The following is a 19,011-nucleotide window of genomic DNA, read 5'->3' on the forward strand; positions in this document are numbered from 1 at the left end:
CGAGTAAAGAAAATTAAAAGAACTAAGATGGCAAAAATTTTAAGGGTTGAAAATCTCAGCAAAACTTATAATAATGGTAATAGAAAGCTGGTCATCCTGGACAAGATCAATTTTGATATTGAAGAAGGAGAAACTTTTGCTATCGTAGGCCCTTCAGGTAGTGGGAAAACGACTTTACTTGGCTTAAGTGCAGGACTTGATCGAAGTGATGAAGGTACTATAGAACTTTGCGGCGAAAATCTAAGTGAGCTAGATGAAGATGGTCGCGCTGTTTTAAGAAACAGGCATGTAGGATTTGTATTTCAGAACTTTCAGCTTATCCCAACCCTTACCGCACTTGAAAATGTTGCTGTTCCATTGGAGCTTCGGGGAGATTTAAGTGCAGAAAATGAAGCTACAGCCCTTTTGGAAAAAGTTGGTTTGAAGGATAGAATGAATCATTACCCAACACAATTGTCTGGAGGGGAACAACAGAGAGTTGCTCTCGCCCGTGCATTCTGTAACAAACCTAAGATACTTTTTGCAGATGAGCCTACGGGAAATCTGGATGAAGCTACTGGACAAAATGTAATCGATCTACTTTTAACGCTGAACAAGGACCTGGGGACCACCCTGGTAATAGTTACCCATGATATGGAACTGGCTAAAAAAACACAGCGAATTCTTAAGCTTCGAGGGGGAAAAGTTCAGGAATTACAAATCCAGGAATAATATGAGTTCTGAAAGATCAAGCGCCGGCTTCCCATGGTTAATAAAAATGGCCTTAAGAGATGGGAAAGCAAGTAGTCGAAAATTATTTCTATTTATCGCATCTATCGTACTTGGAATTGCTGCAGTAGTTTCTATACAGTCATTTAGCGCTAACCTCAAACGTAATATCTCTCTGCAATCGAAATCCCTTATGGGCGCCGATTATATTATTGACAGTGATAAACTTCCTACGGAAAAAGTTTACGGAATCATCGATTCCCTTGGAGGCGCGGAAGCCAGAGAGATAAGTTTTGCATCTATGGCAGCGTTTCCTGGAAACCAGGGAACAAAACTAATGCAGGTTCGGGGAATAGAAGGCGGTTTTCCATTTTATGGTGAAATAGAAACTACACCACCCGAAGCCGGTAATAATTTCAGAGAGTCTGAAATTGCACTGGTGGATGCCACGGTCATGCTACAATTGGGAATTGAAATTGGCGATACTGTAAAAATTGGAAATACAAATTTAGAAATTGGTGGAGCATTGAACAATGTTCCCGGCAGTTCCAGCATTTTTAGTTCTATAGCTCCTCCCCTATTGGTGCCCTTTTCTGCCATTGAGAAATCTGGCTTGGTTCAAACCGGTAGCCGCATTGATTACAGGTATTATTTTACCGCTCCGGAAAGTCTTGATATGGAGAAGTTTGATGAAGAACTTGATCCAATACTCGATGCGAATGATGCAGATCTGGACACTCACCTATCCACTAGTCAGAGATTAGGAAGACGTTATGAAAATTTTGCAAAATTCCTGAACCTGGTTGCTTTCATTGCGTTATTACTTGGATGTGTTGGAATCGCCAGTGCCATACATATCTATATAAAAGAAAAAGTTGCATCGATCGCTATTTTAAAATGCCTGGGTGCTTCAAGAAAACAAAGTTTTCAGATCTTCTTAATTCAGGTGATCGTTATTGGATTGATCGGTTCTGTGATTGGAACATTGTTAGGGCTCGGTTTGCAGGAATTATTTCCATACCTGTTACAGGATCTTTTGCCGGTAGAGATAGATGTCCAAATTTCACCTGTAGTAATAATTACAGGAATTATACTTGGAGTAAGCATGTCGGTTCTTTTTGCACTATACCCTTTGCTTACCACCCTGGATATTTCTCCACTGCAGACTTTACGCATGCAGCAATCTACAGGAAAGAATAAAAAATATAAGATTCTGGTGTCACTCGCAGTAATAATTTTCATCTGGATCTTTGCATTCTGGTTACTCGATAACTGGCTATATGCGATATGGTTCGTTCTGGGCCTGGCAGTCACCTTTGCTATTTTAAGCGGGTTTGCAGCATTGATCATGAAATTACTGAAAAGGTATTTTCCGAAGAACTGGGGATTCCCGGCAAGACAAAGTGTTTTAAACCTTTATCGCCCACAGAATCAAACACTCATTCTCATTCTTGCCATTGGGATTGGAACATTTTTAATTAGTACATTATATTTTACCAGGGATCTGCTTCTGGCTCAAACCACAATGGAGAGTCAGAAAAATACTCCAAATATGATCTTACTGGACGTGCAAAGTGAGCAGAAGGATGAGGTTAAACAGGTAATTGACAGTAGTAGTCTGGACCTATTACAGAACATCCCCATCGTCACTATGCGTATCATTAAGCTGAAAGGTAGAAGCGCAAACGAGATTCGTGAGGATACTAGCAGTACGATCAATAACTGGGTTCTGGATCACGAATTCAGGACTACCTATAGGGACTCTCTTTCTGAAGGGGAAGAAATTCTGGAAGGAAAATGGAAAGCTAATTTTACTGGAAAAGGTCCTATTCCTATTTCTATAAGTGATAATCTCGCTGAAGATGCTGAAGCCAATATTGGAGACAAAATGATTTTTAATGTTCAGGGTGTTCAGCTGGAAACTGAAGTTGCGAGTATTCGTAGAGTGGACTGGAGTAATATGCAGATAAATTTTTCAATTTTATTCCCCACCGGTGTTCTTGAAGATGCTCCGCAATTCACAGTGATGACAACGCGGGTTGAAGATGATAATTCCTCGGCGCAGCTTCAGCAGAAACTGGTTCAGGAGTTCCCGAATGTGACTATTATTGATCTAAGACAGGTTTTAAAAGTCGTAGAAGAAATTCTTGGCAAGATTTCATGGCTAATCAATTTTATGGCATTTTTCAGTATTCTTACCGGTATTATCGTACTTATTGGTGCAGTAAGAACCAGTAAATATCAGAGAATTCGCGAAAGTGTTCTTTTGAGAACCCTTGGTGCCAAGAACAGGCAGATCTTAAAGATTCTGGGTCTGGAATACTTATTTCTGGGAATCCTGGGAAGCCTTTCCGGAATATTACTATCCTTGATCTCCAGTTTCCTCATTGGTTATTTCCTGTTCGATACTACGTTTGTTCCTTCATGGATTCCGTTTTTGGTAGTATTCCCGGCGATTACCGCGTTAGTAGTAATTATTGGACTTGCAAATAGTTATAGTGTGGTAAAAAGTCCTCCTCTGGCTGTTCTTCGGAAGGAGTTAGGATAAATTAAATTGATGGTGTTCACATTGTCAAAATGAATTTAACAATTCTTTAGCCATGATAGTTTAAGCCGCTGTGTACCTTGTATGAGTTAACAAACTAACTTGATTTTTATGAAGACTTATCATTTAGAAATAAATGATGTGGATGATTTTATTCCCGAACTTGCACAGACTTTAGGAATAAATCATTCAGAACAACTTGGCGAATTCTCCATATTTATACCTGAATCTATTGGTGATGGTAACATTCGTGGAATTAATTTTCCAAATGGTATAGGTCTATATATGTATCATGTGACAGTTCGTGAAGACACAGAACTCAGGATTTCCCATCCAACTATAAAGCCGATTCGATTTATTTATTGTCTGGACGGAATGATTGGTAGTAGTTTTGATTTTATAGATGCTGAAGATCTTGTTAAAGATCATGAATTCGTGATCGCCGCTCCAAAAAGTAAAGAGACTTATAATATTACTTTGAAGAAGGATATAGAAACAACCCTCTGTTACCTGGAAATTGACCGTTTAAAATTCCAGGAATACTTCAGTTTTGACCTTCATGAACTTGAGCCAATTTTCTACAAATTGTTTAGTGATGTACAGGCTCACAACAGGGTCTCAAACCTGGGCAACATTAGCCTCCAGACTTCAGAAATTATCAAGGAAATTGAAACTTGTGATCTTACAGGATTTCCGAGGATTAATTTTGTGGGAGCAAAATCTCTGGAGATCCTGAGCTATATGTTGAATCGTTTTAAAAAGGAGGACCAGCAAACTCAGAATGAACTAAAAGATAAAGACCGGGCGGCTGTAGAAAAGGTTGTTAAGTACATAGATTCCAATCTCGCCCAGGCTGGAACCGTGAACGAACTGGCACAGATTGCCGGCGTTAACACGAACAAACTTCAGGAGGTTTTTCAGAAGGTTTATGGAAAAACCGTGAATGAATACGTGCGGGATATACGTCTTACAAGAGCACTACACATGCTCTCTTCAGGAAAGAAGAACGTTAGTGAAGTGGTCTACGAACTTGGATTATCCAGCCGAAGTTATTTCTCTAAGATCTTCAAGAAAAAATACGGAGTTTCTCCAAGGAAAGTACTTTCCAAAAATGAATTACCATCAAATTAATATATAAATTTTATTGATTAACCGGAATATTTAAAGCCTCGCTTTGGTTCGGTTTAGTATGTTAAAAGACTTCGAATAAATATAAAATATGAAAAAGAAATTACGAACAGGCTTGAGTATGATCGCGCTATTTGCACTAATTAGTCAGTCCAATGCTCAGGAAAATAACCAGGAAATTATGCAAAATCCATTACTTAAAGAATGGCAGGGTCCTTATGAAGGAGTTCCGGCTTTTGATAAAATGGAAGTTTCACTTGTAAAACCAGCTGTTCGCAAGGGAATGGAGATGCATCTGGAAGAGATCAACCAGATCGCTAACAACACTGCTGAAGCTACCTTTGAAAACACCATTATTCCAATGGAAAAAGCAGGTAAGGAACTCGATCGTGCTTTTACCTATTATGGTATCTATAGCAGCAATGTTTCCAGCCCGGAATTCAGAGCTGTTCAGAAAGAACTGGCTCCAGAGATTTCAGAGTATTCCTCGAAGATCAGCCAGAATGAAGCTTTATTTAAACGAATTAAAACGGTTTATGAGAATTCTCAGAAGAAGCCATTAGATTCCGCAGAACAACGAGTCATCGATTTGGTTTATGAAGAGTTCGCTATGCAGGGAGCCGACCTAAGTGAGGAAGACAAAAAACGTTATGCAGAGATCAACAAGGAACTTTCTGCACTATATACTAAGTTTTCAAGTAACGTATTGGCAGATGAAGAGAATTATGTGATCTATCTTACAAAGGAACAAACTGGCGGACTGCCGGAATCCTTTGTGAAATCTGCCGCCAAAGCTGCTGAGGATCGTGATCATAAAGGTTATTATGCAGTTACCAATACAAGATCTTCCATGGATCCATTTCTTACCTATTCTACGGAAAGAGAACTACGTGAAAAAGTATGGAAGAACTACTATTCCCGAGGAGATAATAATGATGAATTCGATAATAAAGAGACTATTCAAAAGATCCTGAAGCTTAGAGATGAGCGTGTGGAATTACTTGGTTTTGATAATTACGCACAGTGGCGTTTACAGAATCGCATGGCTAAAAATCCTGAAAATGCCATGGATCTAATGATGCAGGTATGGCCTGCGGCTTTAGCAAGAGTAAAAGAAGAAGTAGCAGACATGCAGAAAGTTGCAGATTCTGAAAATGCAAATATTACTATCAAACCATGGGATTATAGATTCTATGCTGAAAAGGTTAGAAAAGAAAAATATGACCTGGATAGCGAAGAAGTAAAACAATACCTGGAACTAGGAAATCTTACCCAGGCCTTATTTTTTACTGCTGGTGAGTTGTTCAATTTTGCTTTTACTCCTGTAGAGAATAATAGTGTGCCCGTCTTTCATGAGGATGTGAACGTCTGGGAAGTTAGTGATAAAGATTCGGGTGAAATTGTAGGATTATGGTATTTAGATCCTTATGCTCGACAGGGAAAACGCTCTGGAGCCTGGGCAACTACTTACAGAGGTTATACGAAGCTTACAGGTGAAAAACCGGTTTTGGCTTCTAACAATTCAAATTTCATAAAACCTGCTCCGGGTGAGCCAGTATTGGTTTCCTGGGATGATGCAGAAACATTTTTCCATGAATTTGGCCATGCCCTGCACTTTCTATCGGCTAATGTTGAATATCCTACCTTAAATGGTGGCGTACGTGATTATACTGAATTTCAATCGCAATTACTCGAGAGATGGTTGTCTACAGACAAGGTTATCAACCAGTTTCTTAGACACCACGAAACTGACGAGGTGATTCCAGAAGCTTTAGTAGCAAAGATCAAAAAAGCTTCTACTTTCAACCAGGGATTTGGTACGACCGAATTTTTGGCTTCTGCGATCATGGATATGAAGTATCATACTACAGATCCAGACAGTATCGATCCTGCCAAATTCGAAAAGGAAACTTTAAAAGAACTGAATATGCCGGAGGAGATCGTAATGCGTCATAGAACACCTCATTTTGGACATGTGTTCTCTGGTGAAGGTTATGCATCCGGTTATTATGGATATTTATGGGCAGATGTTTTAACTGCTGATGCTGCGGAAGCTTTTGCTGAAGCTGAAGGTGGTTTCTATGATAAGGAAGTTGCGCGGAAGCTGGTGAAATATCTTTTTGCTCCTAGAAATGCGATGGATCCTGCGGAAGCTTATAAGAAATTCCGTGGAAGGGATGCTGAAATTGATGCGTTAATGCGTGATCGTGGTTTTCCTATTCCTGAAAATTCAACTACCGAAGAATAAGTTCAAAACTTTTGATATTAAATAAAGCCCTGAAGTTTCAGGGCTTTATTTTGTTTTGGATCTACGTCTTAAGATTTTACTAACTATCTATGAAGCATTACTCATTCCGCTTTTAATACTTTCGGCAATATTTATAGTGCGTTTTACCTGATGCGTTATAGAAGTTTTAGATTGCTCATTAAGATTATCCACTCCTCCTTCAGAACTAAAACCATAAGGATTACCTCCAGTTTTGAATAGTTCTTCTGAAGTATATCCAGGAGCAGCAACGATAGCTCCCCAATGAAACATGCTTTTATAAAGTGAGAGTAGCGTAGTTTCCTGACCACCGTGTGGATTTTGCGCACTGGTCATACCCGAAACGACTTTATTAATCAATTTTCCATTACTCCATAAACTTCCTGTGGTATCAAAAAATGCCTGAAGCTGAGAAGGTAAATTTCCATATCTGGTTGGTATACTAAAAATTATTGCATCTGCCCAATCAAGATCATCCAGCTCTGCAACCTCAACGTCCTGTGTTTCCTTATAGTGTTTTTTCCAGGCATCATTTGATTCAATAGCTTCCATTGGGGCAGTTTCCTTTAATTTTCGGAGTCGAACATCATGATCCCCATTAGACTTTGCAGCTTCTGCTGCCCACTTCGCCATTTGATGATTTGTACCGGTTGCACTGTAATATATTATAGCAATTTTCATAAATAAGATTTTAAATTTGTTTCCTATTAACTTAAGTAGATTCGTTCAAAACAACTTTTAAAGTTTTGATAAATCTTCTATTGTTCACTACAATTATGACTTCTAATTATCACAGGCATTTTAAGATCTATAAACCATACGGTTATTTGAGTCAGTTTATAACTAACCAAAGAAAGGGAGGAAAACATAAGCTTCTGGGAGAGCTAGGTGATTTTCCTGAAGGTACCATGTCTATTGGGAGACTGGATAAGGATTCTGAAGGACTTTTATTATTGACGACAAATGGTAAGCTTAGCACAAAGGTTACCGCCGGTAATTCTGAAAAGGAATATTATGTACAGGTTGATGGTGAAATTTCAGAAGATGCCATTGCTAAACTTCGCAAAGGTGTTGAGATAGGCATTCAGGGCAAAAATTATCAAACTAAAGAATGCAGGGTTTTTAAATTGGATACAGTACCAGAATTCCCTGAAAGGAGCAAACCAATACGGGACGAACGACACGGGCCTACCAGTTGGGTAAGTATTACTCTTACCGAAGGCAAGTTCAGACAGGTAAAAAAAATGACCGCAGCAGTTGGCTTTGCCACTTTGAGACTGGTAAGAGTTCGCATCGCCAATGAAAGACTCGATAATTTAGATAGTGGTGAAGTGCGAGAAATAGAAAGCGTAAATTTCTAATATCCAAGCGCTTTACCTGTATAGCTTCTGGAATCGGCAGAACCCTGATAAACACCAGTTTCAGGATCTATGAAAATTCCCATAGCTCTACCTTGTGAAGATCGTGTACCTGCTTTATGTCCGTAAGATTTCAAGATCTCTATCGTGTCTGGTGAAAAACCCCATTCTTCAAAAGTGATCATATCAGGCAACCATTGATGATGAAATTTTGGGGATTCAATAGCTTTTGCGATGTCCAATTCATAGTCTACAACATTTATAATCACCTGTAGAACAGTATTAATGATAGTTCGGCCACCTGGTGATCCAATAACGATATAGGCTTTATCGTTTTTTGCTACGATGGTTGGACTCATACTTGAAAGCATTCGCTTCCCGGGAGCGATTTGATTAGGCTCTGTTCCAATTCTACCTTCTGAATTTGTTAATCCGGGAATCGCATTAAAATCACCCATTTCATTATTCAGAAGAAATCCGGCGCCATCTACTACGATTCTATTTCCATAAGAATGTTCCAATGTATAAGTAAGTGAAACGGCATTGCCTTCTTTATCGACCACCGAAATATGGGTAGTTTCCTCGCTTTCAAACTGAAGATGCTTCTTATTAAAATTTGCAGAATCGCTTACGGAAGCTGTCTTTTTCTTAATGCCCGATCTTAAGTTACGAGCGTATGATTTCGATAAGAGTGAATCCAAAGGCATTTCTGGATTAAAATCCGGATCCCCAAGAAATTGAGCTCTGTCTGCAAAAGCTAGTCGCATGGCTTCACTAATATAATGAATACTCTGAGCGCTGTTAAGTCCGTATCCCTTAAGATCATAATTCTCAAGAATGTTTAGCATTTCTATGATCGCAGTTCCACCAGAACTTGGAGGAGGCATCCCGATAATTTCATTTCCGCGATAAGTTCCTACGAGCGGTACTACTTCTTCCGACACATAATCTTCCAGATCCTTTTTGGTAATAATACCATTAGTATTCTTCATAAAATCATGAATTAGCTGAGCAGTTTTACCGCCATAAAAACCATCAGCTCCATCATCACGGATTCTTATAAAAGATTCAGAAAGATCCTTCTGAATAATGGTATCGCCCGTTTGGTAAGCATCTCCGTTGCTATTCAGGAAAACAGCGGCAGTACTTGAATATTCTTTTTTGTTATCGTAAACCCACTCAGAAAATCTGGCCAGATCGGGATATACCGTGAATCCATTCTGGGCAAGATCGATCGCAGGTTGAACCAGGCTAGCCCAATCCAATTTCCCATACCTGGAATGTGCCTGAAATAATCCAGCAACAGTTCCCGGAACTCCTGCAGATAATGTCGTTTCATGGTTCGAGTTATCTTTAACTTTACCATCTTCTCCAAGAAACATAGTTTTTGTAGCTTTTTGGGGAGCTTTTTCTCTAAAGTTGAATCCGGTTGCCTTATTTGCATTCGGTTTATAAAGCAAAAATCCTCCGCCACCAATATTACCAGCCGAAGGCAAAGTCACAGCTAATGTAAAAGCAGTTGCGATAGAAGCATCGATAGCATTTCCTCCGTTTTTGAGTATTTCCACACCTGCTTCTGAAGCCAGGTAATGTGAGCTTGTCACCATCCCGTTTTCGGCTTCCACAGGAATTCTTCCCGATTGTGCCTGCAAATCAAGTTGCTGAACCGAGAAAAATACAAGTAGAAGTAGTGTTATCTTATACATAGCAACGCGTTTTAATGAAAAAAGTCCTGAGAAGGACTTTATAATTGTATTAATTCAATTTTGAATGCTTCTTCAAACAAATCAAAAGTTTGTTGAGCCTTTCTGGCAGCAGTTTCTTTTTGATCTTCTGAAAAGTCCTTACTCCGAAGAAACTTTAGAAATTCATTCCAGCTTTTGATCTGGTCTCTTTTTCCACTGAAAAATTGTTGATCTGGTAAATGTTCAAGATGAGGACAATTCTTCAGCTCCTTCCCTATCATTAAACCTCCCATTGCAGAACCTTCCACAACATATGCTGCACCTACTGCTTCCGCTTCATTCTCACATTGAAATTCAAGAGAAGTTTCAGCTTTTTCAATTCCAAGGCTGGAAAGATCCAGTTTGATCGCATCGGTTTTAGTAGAAGAATAATTTTTCAGATGGCGGGCTATAGCATCTTCAGTAGCAGCATAAGCAGCATAATTCTGGAGCAGTAGTAATTTATACTCTTCTACAGTAATACTGTGATCCATGATCTTGTTGGCTAGATTTTCACCTTCCAATGCCTCATGTTGAGCTTTGGTTGCTTCGCGTAATTTATTCAGCATCGTTTCTATCTGTATCAAAATTACCGATCGCTTCCCTGATCTTATTGATGTTCTCTTTCTGAGCCTGATCTTCAGAATTCATTTTGTCCAGGTAATCATAGATCTTGTTCACCGTGATTTTGTTCTGGCGAATCATACTTCTAAGCTCCTGTTTTGAGGTCATATTAATGACTATCTTTTTTAGCAGAGGCTCCAGCTTTTCACTCAGGCTGTTAATATTCTTTTTAAGAATAAAACCTGAAGCTCCATTTAAAATAGTGTTTGCCGCTAATTCCTCATCGTTGATAGTTCCGGTAATAAAGATAAATCCAATGGAATCATCAAATTCCTGCACGGTAGTCAGCACATCCAGGCCTGTACAGTTGGGCAAATTATAATCTGAAAGGACCACGTCTGGCGCGAAGTTCAAAAGTAATCGTTTACAATCCTGAAGATTATCTGTGGTTTCGATCACAGGTTCCTCTACGATCTTTGAAATTTGTCGCTTAATGAGAAAAATATCATTCTCATTATCTTCAACCAGAAGTATGTTAAGTTTTCTGTGGATCATGACTACACTTATATCAAAAGCGAAAATAATCTAAAACTAAGTATGAAACAATTGCTAAAAGTTAAACATGAAAGTAGAAAGTTGAGCCTTTACCAGGGTCACTCTCTGCCCAGATCTTACCATTATGCTTCTCGATGATCTTTTTTACGATCGCTAATCCAATTCCGGTGCCCTGGTAATTATCTCCCGAATGTCTTGAAAATAAGTTGAAAATTTCCTCTTTATATTTTGGATCAAAACCAATCCCGTTATCCTTGATATGGTATACAGTAATGTTTTCTTGCAGACTATACCCTATTACAATTGCTGGACTGGAACTTCTTTCACTGTATTTCAAAGCATTGGCAATTAGATTGGACCAGACCTGACCCAGCATCCTTCTGTCTCCCAGCATTTTTGGTAAAGACTCATCGATACTAACCGAAGTATTACTAAAGTTAGACTTTATATTAAATGACTTCAATATATCACTGACCATGGTATCTGTAGAGACAACCTGTTTACTTATATTTTCATTTGAGACACCTGCAAAAGAAAGGATATTATCAATTAGATCCTGCATCTCCTGAACCGAAGAAAGGATCGTATCTACTGCCATTCTTCCTTCCTTATTAAGACTGCTGAAGTGATCTTCCTTTAAAATATGAGCATAGCCATCTACTCCACGAAGAGGTGCTTTTAGATCATGGGAGAGACCCTGACTGAAAAGTTCCAGTTCCTTATGAGCAGTCACTAACTTCTCATTAAGATTATCTATGTTACGTTTTTGATGATCAAGAATAACGTAATTAACGTTTTTACTGAGTTTTCTGGCTCCGCTTAATTCATAATCATTCCAGGCAGTTGCTACACCGCTCAAATTCTCGGTCCATTTCTCGAAAGATTTACGCGGAGTCAGCCGCTTTTTTTCTGAATCGTAGAATGCCTTGTTATTGGGATCGCCACCCCAGTCAATTTGCTGAATTACTTCAGGACGAAACCAGATCAAATAGTTCTTATTGTCATTTCCCAATCGTGAACTCAAAATACCCGAACCAGTTGCTTTGTAAGCTTTAGCTTCCGGATGCAAGCTTAATAAATTCTTAGTATGGAATATATTATCCTGTTGTCTACTCAAAAACTTTTTAATGAGCGTTTTCACTTCTTTTTTAGATGGTGTCTCTCCAACGAGCTTGATCTTCCCGTCTATTACGATTGCAGCTCCAGAAGATTCAATAAGATCTGTAAGTTTAAGATCATTGGTTGCGAGTCCTTTTTTGATGGAATCCTGTCTCAAGACCTGATCCATAAGTTGTCCTGCAACCTTTTCTATCTCTCCTATTTTATTTAAAAATGTATTGGAATTCTTGAGTGAAAGTTCATTCGAAAATATCTGAATTAAAAATTCACAGGTCTGCCGCTCGTAGTAACTCACAAATTTAGCTTCCCGATGATGACAGGCCAGCAGACCCCATAATTTTCCATTACTGATCAATGCTGCGGTCAAACTCGCACCAATTCCCATATTCTGAAGATATTCGATATGTATTGGTGATACACCTCTAAGTTTTGATTTCGAAATATCCAGAGGTTCACTACTGGTTGGTGAAATTTGCGGAACTATCTTTACTGGACTGTAATTAACATCAGTAATAATACGCACTCTGTTCTTAAAAAATAATTGTCTCGCCTGCTTCGGAATATCACTTGCCGGATACTGTAGTCCTAAGAAAGGCTCCAGATCATTATTCTTTGCTTCCGCGATCACCTTTCCATTCCAGTCGTCATCGAACCTGTAAACCATTACACGGTCATATTGAAAAATCTGGCGGGTAAGATTGGCTGCATCCTGACAAAGCTGTTGAGGGTTATCACTTGCAGATAATGTATTCAGTAATCCGGATAACTCCCTCTGAAAATCAAAAGTATCCTTCTTTTCATGGGTGGGTTCAATATCCAGAATTAAAGAATCACCGCTTAAATGTGGGATAATGATGAATTTCTTACCGTTGACATGCGTTTCTTCAACTTCCAGTCTCTCATCCTTCAGCAGAGATTTATTGATATTTTTAAGCACTTCCGAAGATAAAATAGCAGAAATATTGAGTTTTAGTAATTCGTCAGAAGCAATACCAATGATATGGCCAGAATTCTCTCCAACCTGTGTGATCTCACCTGTCTTAATACATGAAGCAATCAACAAACCATGCGATTGCGTGGTACCTATGATATGAATAGGCTCTTTCTCACAACTACTAAGGTCTACTTCTACCGGGTACTTATTATCTTCTGTCATTAAATAAATTAAGCCTTCAGTTTAAAATAAAAGGTACTACCTACTCCTTCCTGAGAGTCTACCCAGATGGTACCTTCGTGAAGCAGTACGATCTTTTCTACGTGTGCCAGTCCAACTCCTGTTCCTTCCATATCCTCATTTCCAGGTACACGATTAAAAATTGTAAAAATGTTTTTCTGGTCTTCTTTTGAGATTCCTACACCATTATCCATGATGGAAAATACCCAATAATCACTTTCACGATAAGAAGAAATCCTGATCTCTGGACTTCGCTCCTTTGGAACGTATTTTATAGCGTTACTAATAAGATTCTGGAATAACAATCTAAGTTCTACTTCATAACCCATGATTTGAGGCATCGAACCAATATTGATCTTTGCATCTGTATCCCTAATGCTCTTTCCCAGATCGTATTTCACTATCTCTACAACCTCTTTTATATCGACCAGTTCCTTTGCTCCATTCTTTCCAATTCTGGAATGTTCCAGAAGTGCCTTTATCTGTTCCGAAAGCCTGTCTGAAGCATTTTTGATGTACTTAATATAGTTCTCTCCTTTTTCATCCAAATGTTTGGCATACATTTTCCCCAGAACATCGCTACCAAATTTGATTGTTGCTAATGGTTCCTGTAGATCGTGAGAACAAATGGAAACAAATTGCTCCAGATCTCTGTTCGCTCTTTCCAGGTCACTTTTTTGTTCCTGAAGTTTGGCTTCTGCTGTTTTCAAAGCTGAAATATCCACGCAGGTATAGCGAATGGTTTTAAGGTTTTCAGCTTCGTCCTTTTCAGCGGTTGCATTTAAGATTACCGGTAAAATACTACCATTCCTGGTAATCATATTCTGCTCGATATTAATGATCTCTCCAGATTTCTTGATGCGAGATTTAAGTTTCGTAGATGAAACTTTTGAGTCTTTATCGAATAATTCATGAATGGATCGACCCACAACTTCTTCTTTATCCTTATAACCTAGTCGTTGTACGGCTTTGCGATTACACTGTACAATTTCGGAGGACTTTGGATCTACACTTAAATGCAGTACCGGATCATCTTCATAGAAGGATCTAAAACGTTTTTCACTAGCCGCCAGTTTCTCTTTGGACTTCTGAATCGTTTCTATATCTATGAAGGTGATCACCACCCCATCCCGTTCGTTCTCTGAATTAAAATAAGGAGAAATACGTTGTAGATAATTACGTCCTTCTCTAGAAACGATATGCTTTTCCAAAACTTTACCGCTTTGCAATACTCTCTTACAACGATCTATAAAACTTCGTCTACGGGTTAGACCAAAGCTATTGGTGAAATTATCAATTGGCCTCCCAATATCACCGTTTAGCAAACTAAAGTGCTTTTTGATTGCCGGAGTAAATTTTCGAATATTGAATTGTGAATCCAGGAAGATCACACCAATATCAGTACTTTTCAAGAGATTGTTCATATCAGCATTTAGTGCTGCGAGATCATCCATTTTCTGAACATTCTCTGCATTAACTGTATTTATTTCCTCATTGACACTTTGAAGCTCTTCATTGGTACTTTGCAGTTCTTCGTTCGAAGCTAAAAGTTCCTCATTTGCCGCCTGAAGTTCTTCATTACTGGTTTCAATTTCCTCTAGCGAAGTTTGCAGGTCTTCCCGGGTACGTTTCAGCTCATTTTCAAGGTTGCTAACATACTCCTTGGTTTGATTAGAAGGACTCACTTTTTCAACCTCCTGAATCTTCGATAAATCGATATCCTTTTCAACAAATATTATTACGTAATTGATCTCATCCTCCAGAGCGTATTCTTTTAAGGGCTTAATGATCACATCTACGCCAAAATTGTCATGCTCTTTTTTTATAACAACATCTTTATATACGGCAACTTCATTAGATTCCAGCGCTTTAGAAAAGGTAGATTGAATTACGTATTTCAAACTGGAGTCAAGCATATCCAGTAAGTTGATCGAAAATCCACTAACAGGTAAAGCTGCATATTTTCTAAATTCGCCAACCGCCTGCAGTATATTATAATCTGTATCTACGAAAACTGCAGCACCGCCAAACTGTCCTAGAATAGCTTCATTTAGTTCATGCTGAAGCTTTTGTCGAATAGGATTGGATTGAGCGCCACGATTTTTGCGTTCCCGTTTAGCGTTATTCTCTAAAATCCTGGAGTTGTCGCTATTTGTTTGGGATGCATGAGTAACTCCATTCTTTAAGCGCTTACTAATCTTTTTATTTCTGAAGATTTTCCATTTACGGTCAATTTCAGAAAATTGGTCTTTTAGTGAATGTGGATTTTCACTGGTGCCTAAAACCAGAACACCATCCTTCTTTAATGCATAATGCAACATATTCATCGCCTTCTTCTGAATACTATTTTGAAAATAGATTAAAAGATTACGACATACCACCATATCCATATTACTGAAGGGCGGATTTTTAATAATGTTATGCCTGGAGAAAATGACAGATCTTCGTAATTTATCTGAAACCTGATACCCTTCAGATTTACTTAAAAAGTATTTTAGTAAAAGATCCTTTGGAACATCTGCGACGATACTTTCCGGATAAAGCCCTTTGCTACCAATATCCAGGTGTGCCTGGGAAATATCTGTAGCGAATATTTTAATTTCAATATTTTTATCCTGTCTCTGCATCTCTTCGAGCAGGCACATAGCAAATGAATATGCCTCTTCACCGGTGCTGCAACCAACATCCCAGATCTTTAGAACGTCACCATTATTCCTATTTCTAATCAATTCGGGAAAAACATCATTTCGTAAAATGTTCCATACTTCTTCATCCCGGAAAAACTTAGTAACTCCAATTAAGAATTCTCTGTAAAGAATTTCAACCTCTTCATCATTGTTCTCTAAATAATCAAGATAGCCATTGAGATTATTACAATTACAAATATTTACTCTTCTGGCAATTCTTCTCGCCAGAGTAGCATACTTATATTCTCTGAAATCTAATCCTGACTTTTTATCAACGTAATTCAGAATTTTTTCAAGTTCATTTTGGTTGAAGTCAGCATTACCATCTTCTGAATGAAATATTGGAGGTGTATTAATGAATCTTTTGAGCTCCTGCCCCATTTCATTTACAGAAAGTACATAGTCTACAAGCCCTGTACTTATGGCGCTAACGGGCATACCATCAAATTTAGCCTCTTCTGGCTCCTGCACCATCACCATACCATCATTCTCTTTAAGTGCTCGCGTGCCTCGAGTGCCGTCACTTCCAGTACCGCTCAAAATCACCCCAATAGCTTTGTCCTTTCGCTGTTTCGCCAGAGACTCAAAAAACATATCAATAGGCAAATTTAGGGTCTGACTTTTAGGCTTCTCTATTAAAATTAACCGGTCACCATCAAGTTTGAGGTTGTTCGCGGGAGGGATCAGGTGAACATGCCCTGGTTTCACCTGCATCTCGTGGTCGATCTGAATTATTGGCAATTTTGTATTCTTCTTCAGTAATTCTCCCATCATACTTTTGTAATCTGGTGACAAATGTTGAATTACTACATAAGCATTTACATCATTAGCATCTATAGTATCAAAAAACGCCTTTAGAGCTTCTAAACCTCCAGCACTAGCTCCTACGGCAATAATGCGAGTTTGGTTTTTTTCAATTTTTGATTCAGACGTAACACTTGAGCGTTCTCCTGTACTTTCCATTAATCTGAGTAGTAGATAATTAAAGATTAGCCATTTAGGCTTTTAGCAATTCGTAATTATAAAAAAAAATTTCGATTTCGAGTAACTCGATTCCCACAATTGTTGCGGCAAATGATCAGTGTTTACGGTGCTTTTCACGTTATTCATCTTTCGGATTCTCTTGCTGAGATAGTGAATTTGTCGCTAAGGCCTTATTAACAGGGTCACTGATGGTTCTGCCATTCTTACAGCTAATTGACAAAATTGCGCTATAGCGTATTTTTTGAATCCAATGTTTAACATAGTTTTAAGACTCTTGAACAATTTCTTGAATTTTCTCCTATCGCATTGTTTCGAATCTCGCAAGAATGCAGCAGAATCATTATTAATATTTGAATACCTAGCAATCAACTGCACATATATTGGATATTATATCCATAATAAGTAAGGATTTCATAAATAGATTTTAAGTTTTTATTAATGATAATTCTTATGGAATGTGGCTAAATTAACGGTCATCTAGTGGGTGAGCTACGTGTTTTAAGTCCTATCGCATGGTAATTGCACCATAATAATCGAAATCGTTCGACAAAAAGTCGATATTATTTGAATTAAAATACCAAAAATGAAAACATTAGTAATTGGAGCGGGAAACATGGGATTAACTTACGCTGAAGGGATGGCACAATCTGCCATGCTTAACAGGAGAAATCTTATGGTATTCGATAAATCAGCAGATGTGATTGCAAGACTTAGAGACCTGGATCACTTTGATGTTTATGAATCACTTTCGGAATGCCTGCCCAAGGCTGATATGGTTTTTGTCGCCGTTAAGCCTTATCACTGTGATGAGCTTTTTGAGGAAATGAAGCCAATGGTAAACAAGGATCAGATATTTGTTTCCTTAATGGCTGGTATCACCATAGAGAAAATTCAGAATGGATTGGGTGTCAAGAAAGTGGTTAGATCTATGCCCAATCTACCAGCACAGGTAGGAAAGGGAGTCACTTCCTATACAGAATCCAAGGAAGTTTCCAGAGTGGAACTTCTAATGGTTCGTAATCTTTTGGATACTACTGGAGAATCTATACACGTAAAGAATGAAAATTTCATTGATGCTTCTACTGGTATTTCAGGTAGTGGACCAGCTTATGTATTCTATTTTATGAATTCGATGCTGGAAGCTGCTCTTAAAATGGGCTTCAGTAAAAATGACTCCAAAGTACTAGTAAGCCAGACTTTTGAAGGGGCCGTGGAACTTTTCAACCAGAATGATCTAAGCCCAGACACCTGGATGGACCGTGTAGCCTCGAAAGGAGGAACTACCAGGGCAGCACTAGATTCTATGGATGATAATAATGTTAAGGAACTTATTAAGGATGCAGCCTACGCTGCTTTCGACAGAGCCGTTGAACTCGGAGAAGAAAAATAATCAACTTACAAAACCTAATAACCAAAACATCTATAATGGATAAGAAAAGAAGAATTGTCGTGAAAGTTGGAACCAATGTGATGACCAACAAGGACAACAGAATTTTGGGACCAATATTGAAAAGTTTGGTGCGACAGATCGCAACATTATATGAAGAAGATATCATGGTTGTCCTCGTCTCTTCCGGATCTGCAATTGCAGGCAAAGAAATTCTGGGACAGATTAATGTTGAAGACGCTAGCAAACGTAGACAGGTGTACTCTTCTGTAGGACAACCTAGAATGATGCGTCATTATTATAGCATTTTTCATGACTACGGAATGCGATGCGCACAGGTATTAGCTACCAAAAGAGATTTTAGCCCGGGAATACACCGTGAGAATATGATCAATTGTTATGAATCCTTGTTATCTGAAGGAATTATTCCAATTGCGAATGAAGATGATGCTGTTTCAGTAACTATGTCTATGTTCTCTGATAATGATGAACTAGCTAGTTTAGTTGCAGAATTGATCGGCGCTGAAAAGCTAATCATCCTTAGTGATACAGATGGTCTTTATACTGGACATCCTGAGCATGACGATTCAGAAAAATTAAATAAAGTACAGATTGATGAAAATGTAGAAAAATACGTTCAGCAATCTGAGAAAGGTGAAGGCGAAGGTCGAGGAGGAATGGAATCCAAGATCAAGATCGCTAAAGGTACTGCAGCCAAAGGCATTGTAACCTATATCGCTAACGGTAAACGTGAAGATGTGATTCTGGACATAATGGCCGGAAAACCTGTAGGTACGAAGTTTACCTCGTAA

The 19,011-nt window shown here is 38.5% G+C and carries 13 protein-coding genes; 7 read left to right on the forward strand and 6 right to left on the reverse strand.

Annotated features, from left to right (window positions below):
• Positions 1–27 precede the first annotated feature (27 nt).
• From ACNI3T_RS01190 to ACNI3T_RS01205, 4 genes are all read left to right on the forward strand, one after another.
• A complete protein-coding gene (locus ACNI3T_RS01190) occupies positions 28–711 on the forward strand; it encodes an ABC transporter ATP-binding protein (protein ID WP_418226267.1) in 684 nt (227 codons plus the stop codon).
• A 1-nt stretch (position 712) separates the two neighbouring features.
• A complete protein-coding gene (locus tag ACNI3T_RS01195) occupies positions 713–3,256 on the forward strand; it encodes an ABC transporter permease (RefSeq protein ID WP_418226268.1) in 2,544 nt (847 codons plus the stop codon).
• A gap of 108 nt (positions 3,257–3,364) precedes the next feature.
• Positions 3,365–4,384, forward strand: a complete 1,020-nt coding sequence (locus ACNI3T_RS01200; RefSeq protein WP_418226269.1) for a helix-turn-helix domain-containing protein — start codon at positions 3,365–3,367, stop codon at positions 4,382–4,384.
• An 88-nt stretch (positions 4,385–4,472) separates the two neighbouring features.
• Entirely contained in the window at positions 4,473–6,629 is a 2,157-nt protein-coding gene (locus ACNI3T_RS01205; protein WP_418226270.1) for a M3 family metallopeptidase, read from the forward strand.
• An 87-nt stretch (positions 6,630–6,716) separates the two neighbouring features.
• Here ACNI3T_RS01205 and wrbA read toward each other — a convergent pair whose 3' ends face one another.
• Complete coding sequence (gene wrbA / locus ACNI3T_RS01210; protein ID WP_418226271.1) at positions 6,717–7,328, reverse strand: NAD(P)H:quinone oxidoreductase; 612 nt, start codon at positions 7,326–7,328, stop codon at positions 6,717–6,719.
• Between the two features lie 95 nt (positions 7,329–7,423).
• Between wrbA and ACNI3T_RS01215 the strand changes: the two genes are divergently transcribed.
• Positions 7,424–8,008 carry a pseudouridine synthase gene (locus ACNI3T_RS01215; protein ID WP_418226272.1) on the forward strand — a complete coding sequence of 195 codons (585 nt, stop codon included), beginning with the start codon at positions 7,424–7,426 and terminating at the stop codon, positions 8,006–8,008.
• On the opposite strand, the gene ggt is transcribed toward ACNI3T_RS01215, so the two are convergent.
• The 5 genes from ggt to ACNI3T_RS01240 form a co-directional block, all read right to left on the reverse strand.
• Complete coding sequence (gene ggt / locus ACNI3T_RS01220) at positions 8,005–9,711, reverse strand: gamma-glutamyltransferase (protein WP_418226273.1); 1,707 nt, start codon at positions 9,709–9,711, stop codon at positions 8,005–8,007. The genes ACNI3T_RS01215 and ggt overlap by 4 nt on opposite strands.
• Before the next feature lie 38 nt (positions 9,712–9,749).
• Positions 9,750–10,316 carry a biliverdin-producing heme oxygenase gene (locus ACNI3T_RS01225; RefSeq protein ID WP_418226274.1) on the reverse strand — a complete coding sequence of 189 codons (567 nt, stop codon included), beginning with the start codon at positions 10,314–10,316 and terminating at the stop codon, positions 9,750–9,752.
• The gene (locus tag ACNI3T_RS01230; protein WP_322302489.1) at positions 10,288–10,848 is read right to left on the reverse strand and encodes a response regulator; all 561 of its coding nucleotides are present in this window, start codon (positions 10,846–10,848) and stop codon (positions 10,288–10,290) included. The genes ACNI3T_RS01225 and ACNI3T_RS01230 overlap by 29 nt, the downstream gene beginning before the upstream one ends.
• Before the next feature lie 61 nt (positions 10,849–10,909).
• Positions 10,910–13,123 (reverse strand): ATP-binding protein, encoded by a 2,214-nt coding sequence (locus ACNI3T_RS01235; protein WP_418226275.1) that lies wholly within the window; start codon positions 13,121–13,123, stop codon positions 10,910–10,912.
• Positions 13,124–13,131: 8 nt separating this feature from the next.
• On the reverse strand, positions 13,132–16,791 hold the full coding sequence (locus tag ACNI3T_RS01240; RefSeq protein WP_418226276.1) for a CheR family methyltransferase: 3,660 nt from the start codon (positions 16,789–16,791) through the stop codon (positions 13,132–13,134).
• A 604-nt stretch (positions 16,792–17,395) separates the two neighbouring features.
• On the opposite strand from ACNI3T_RS01240, the gene proC reads away from it, so the two are divergent.
• Both proC and proB read left to right on the forward strand, forming a co-directional pair.
• Positions 17,396–18,202, forward strand: coding sequence for a pyrroline-5-carboxylate reductase (gene proC, locus ACNI3T_RS01245; protein WP_418226277.1), 807 nt, complete (start codon positions 17,396–17,398; stop codon positions 18,200–18,202).
• 35 nt (positions 18,203–18,237) lie between these two features.
• A complete protein-coding gene (gene proB / locus ACNI3T_RS01250) occupies positions 18,238–19,011 on the forward strand; it encodes a glutamate 5-kinase (protein WP_418226278.1) in 774 nt (257 codons plus the stop codon).

Source organism: Christiangramia qingdaonensis, from assembly GCF_048381525.1.
In the GTDB taxonomy this organism is placed as follows: domain Bacteria; phylum Bacteroidota; class Bacteroidia; order Flavobacteriales; family Flavobacteriaceae; genus Christiangramia.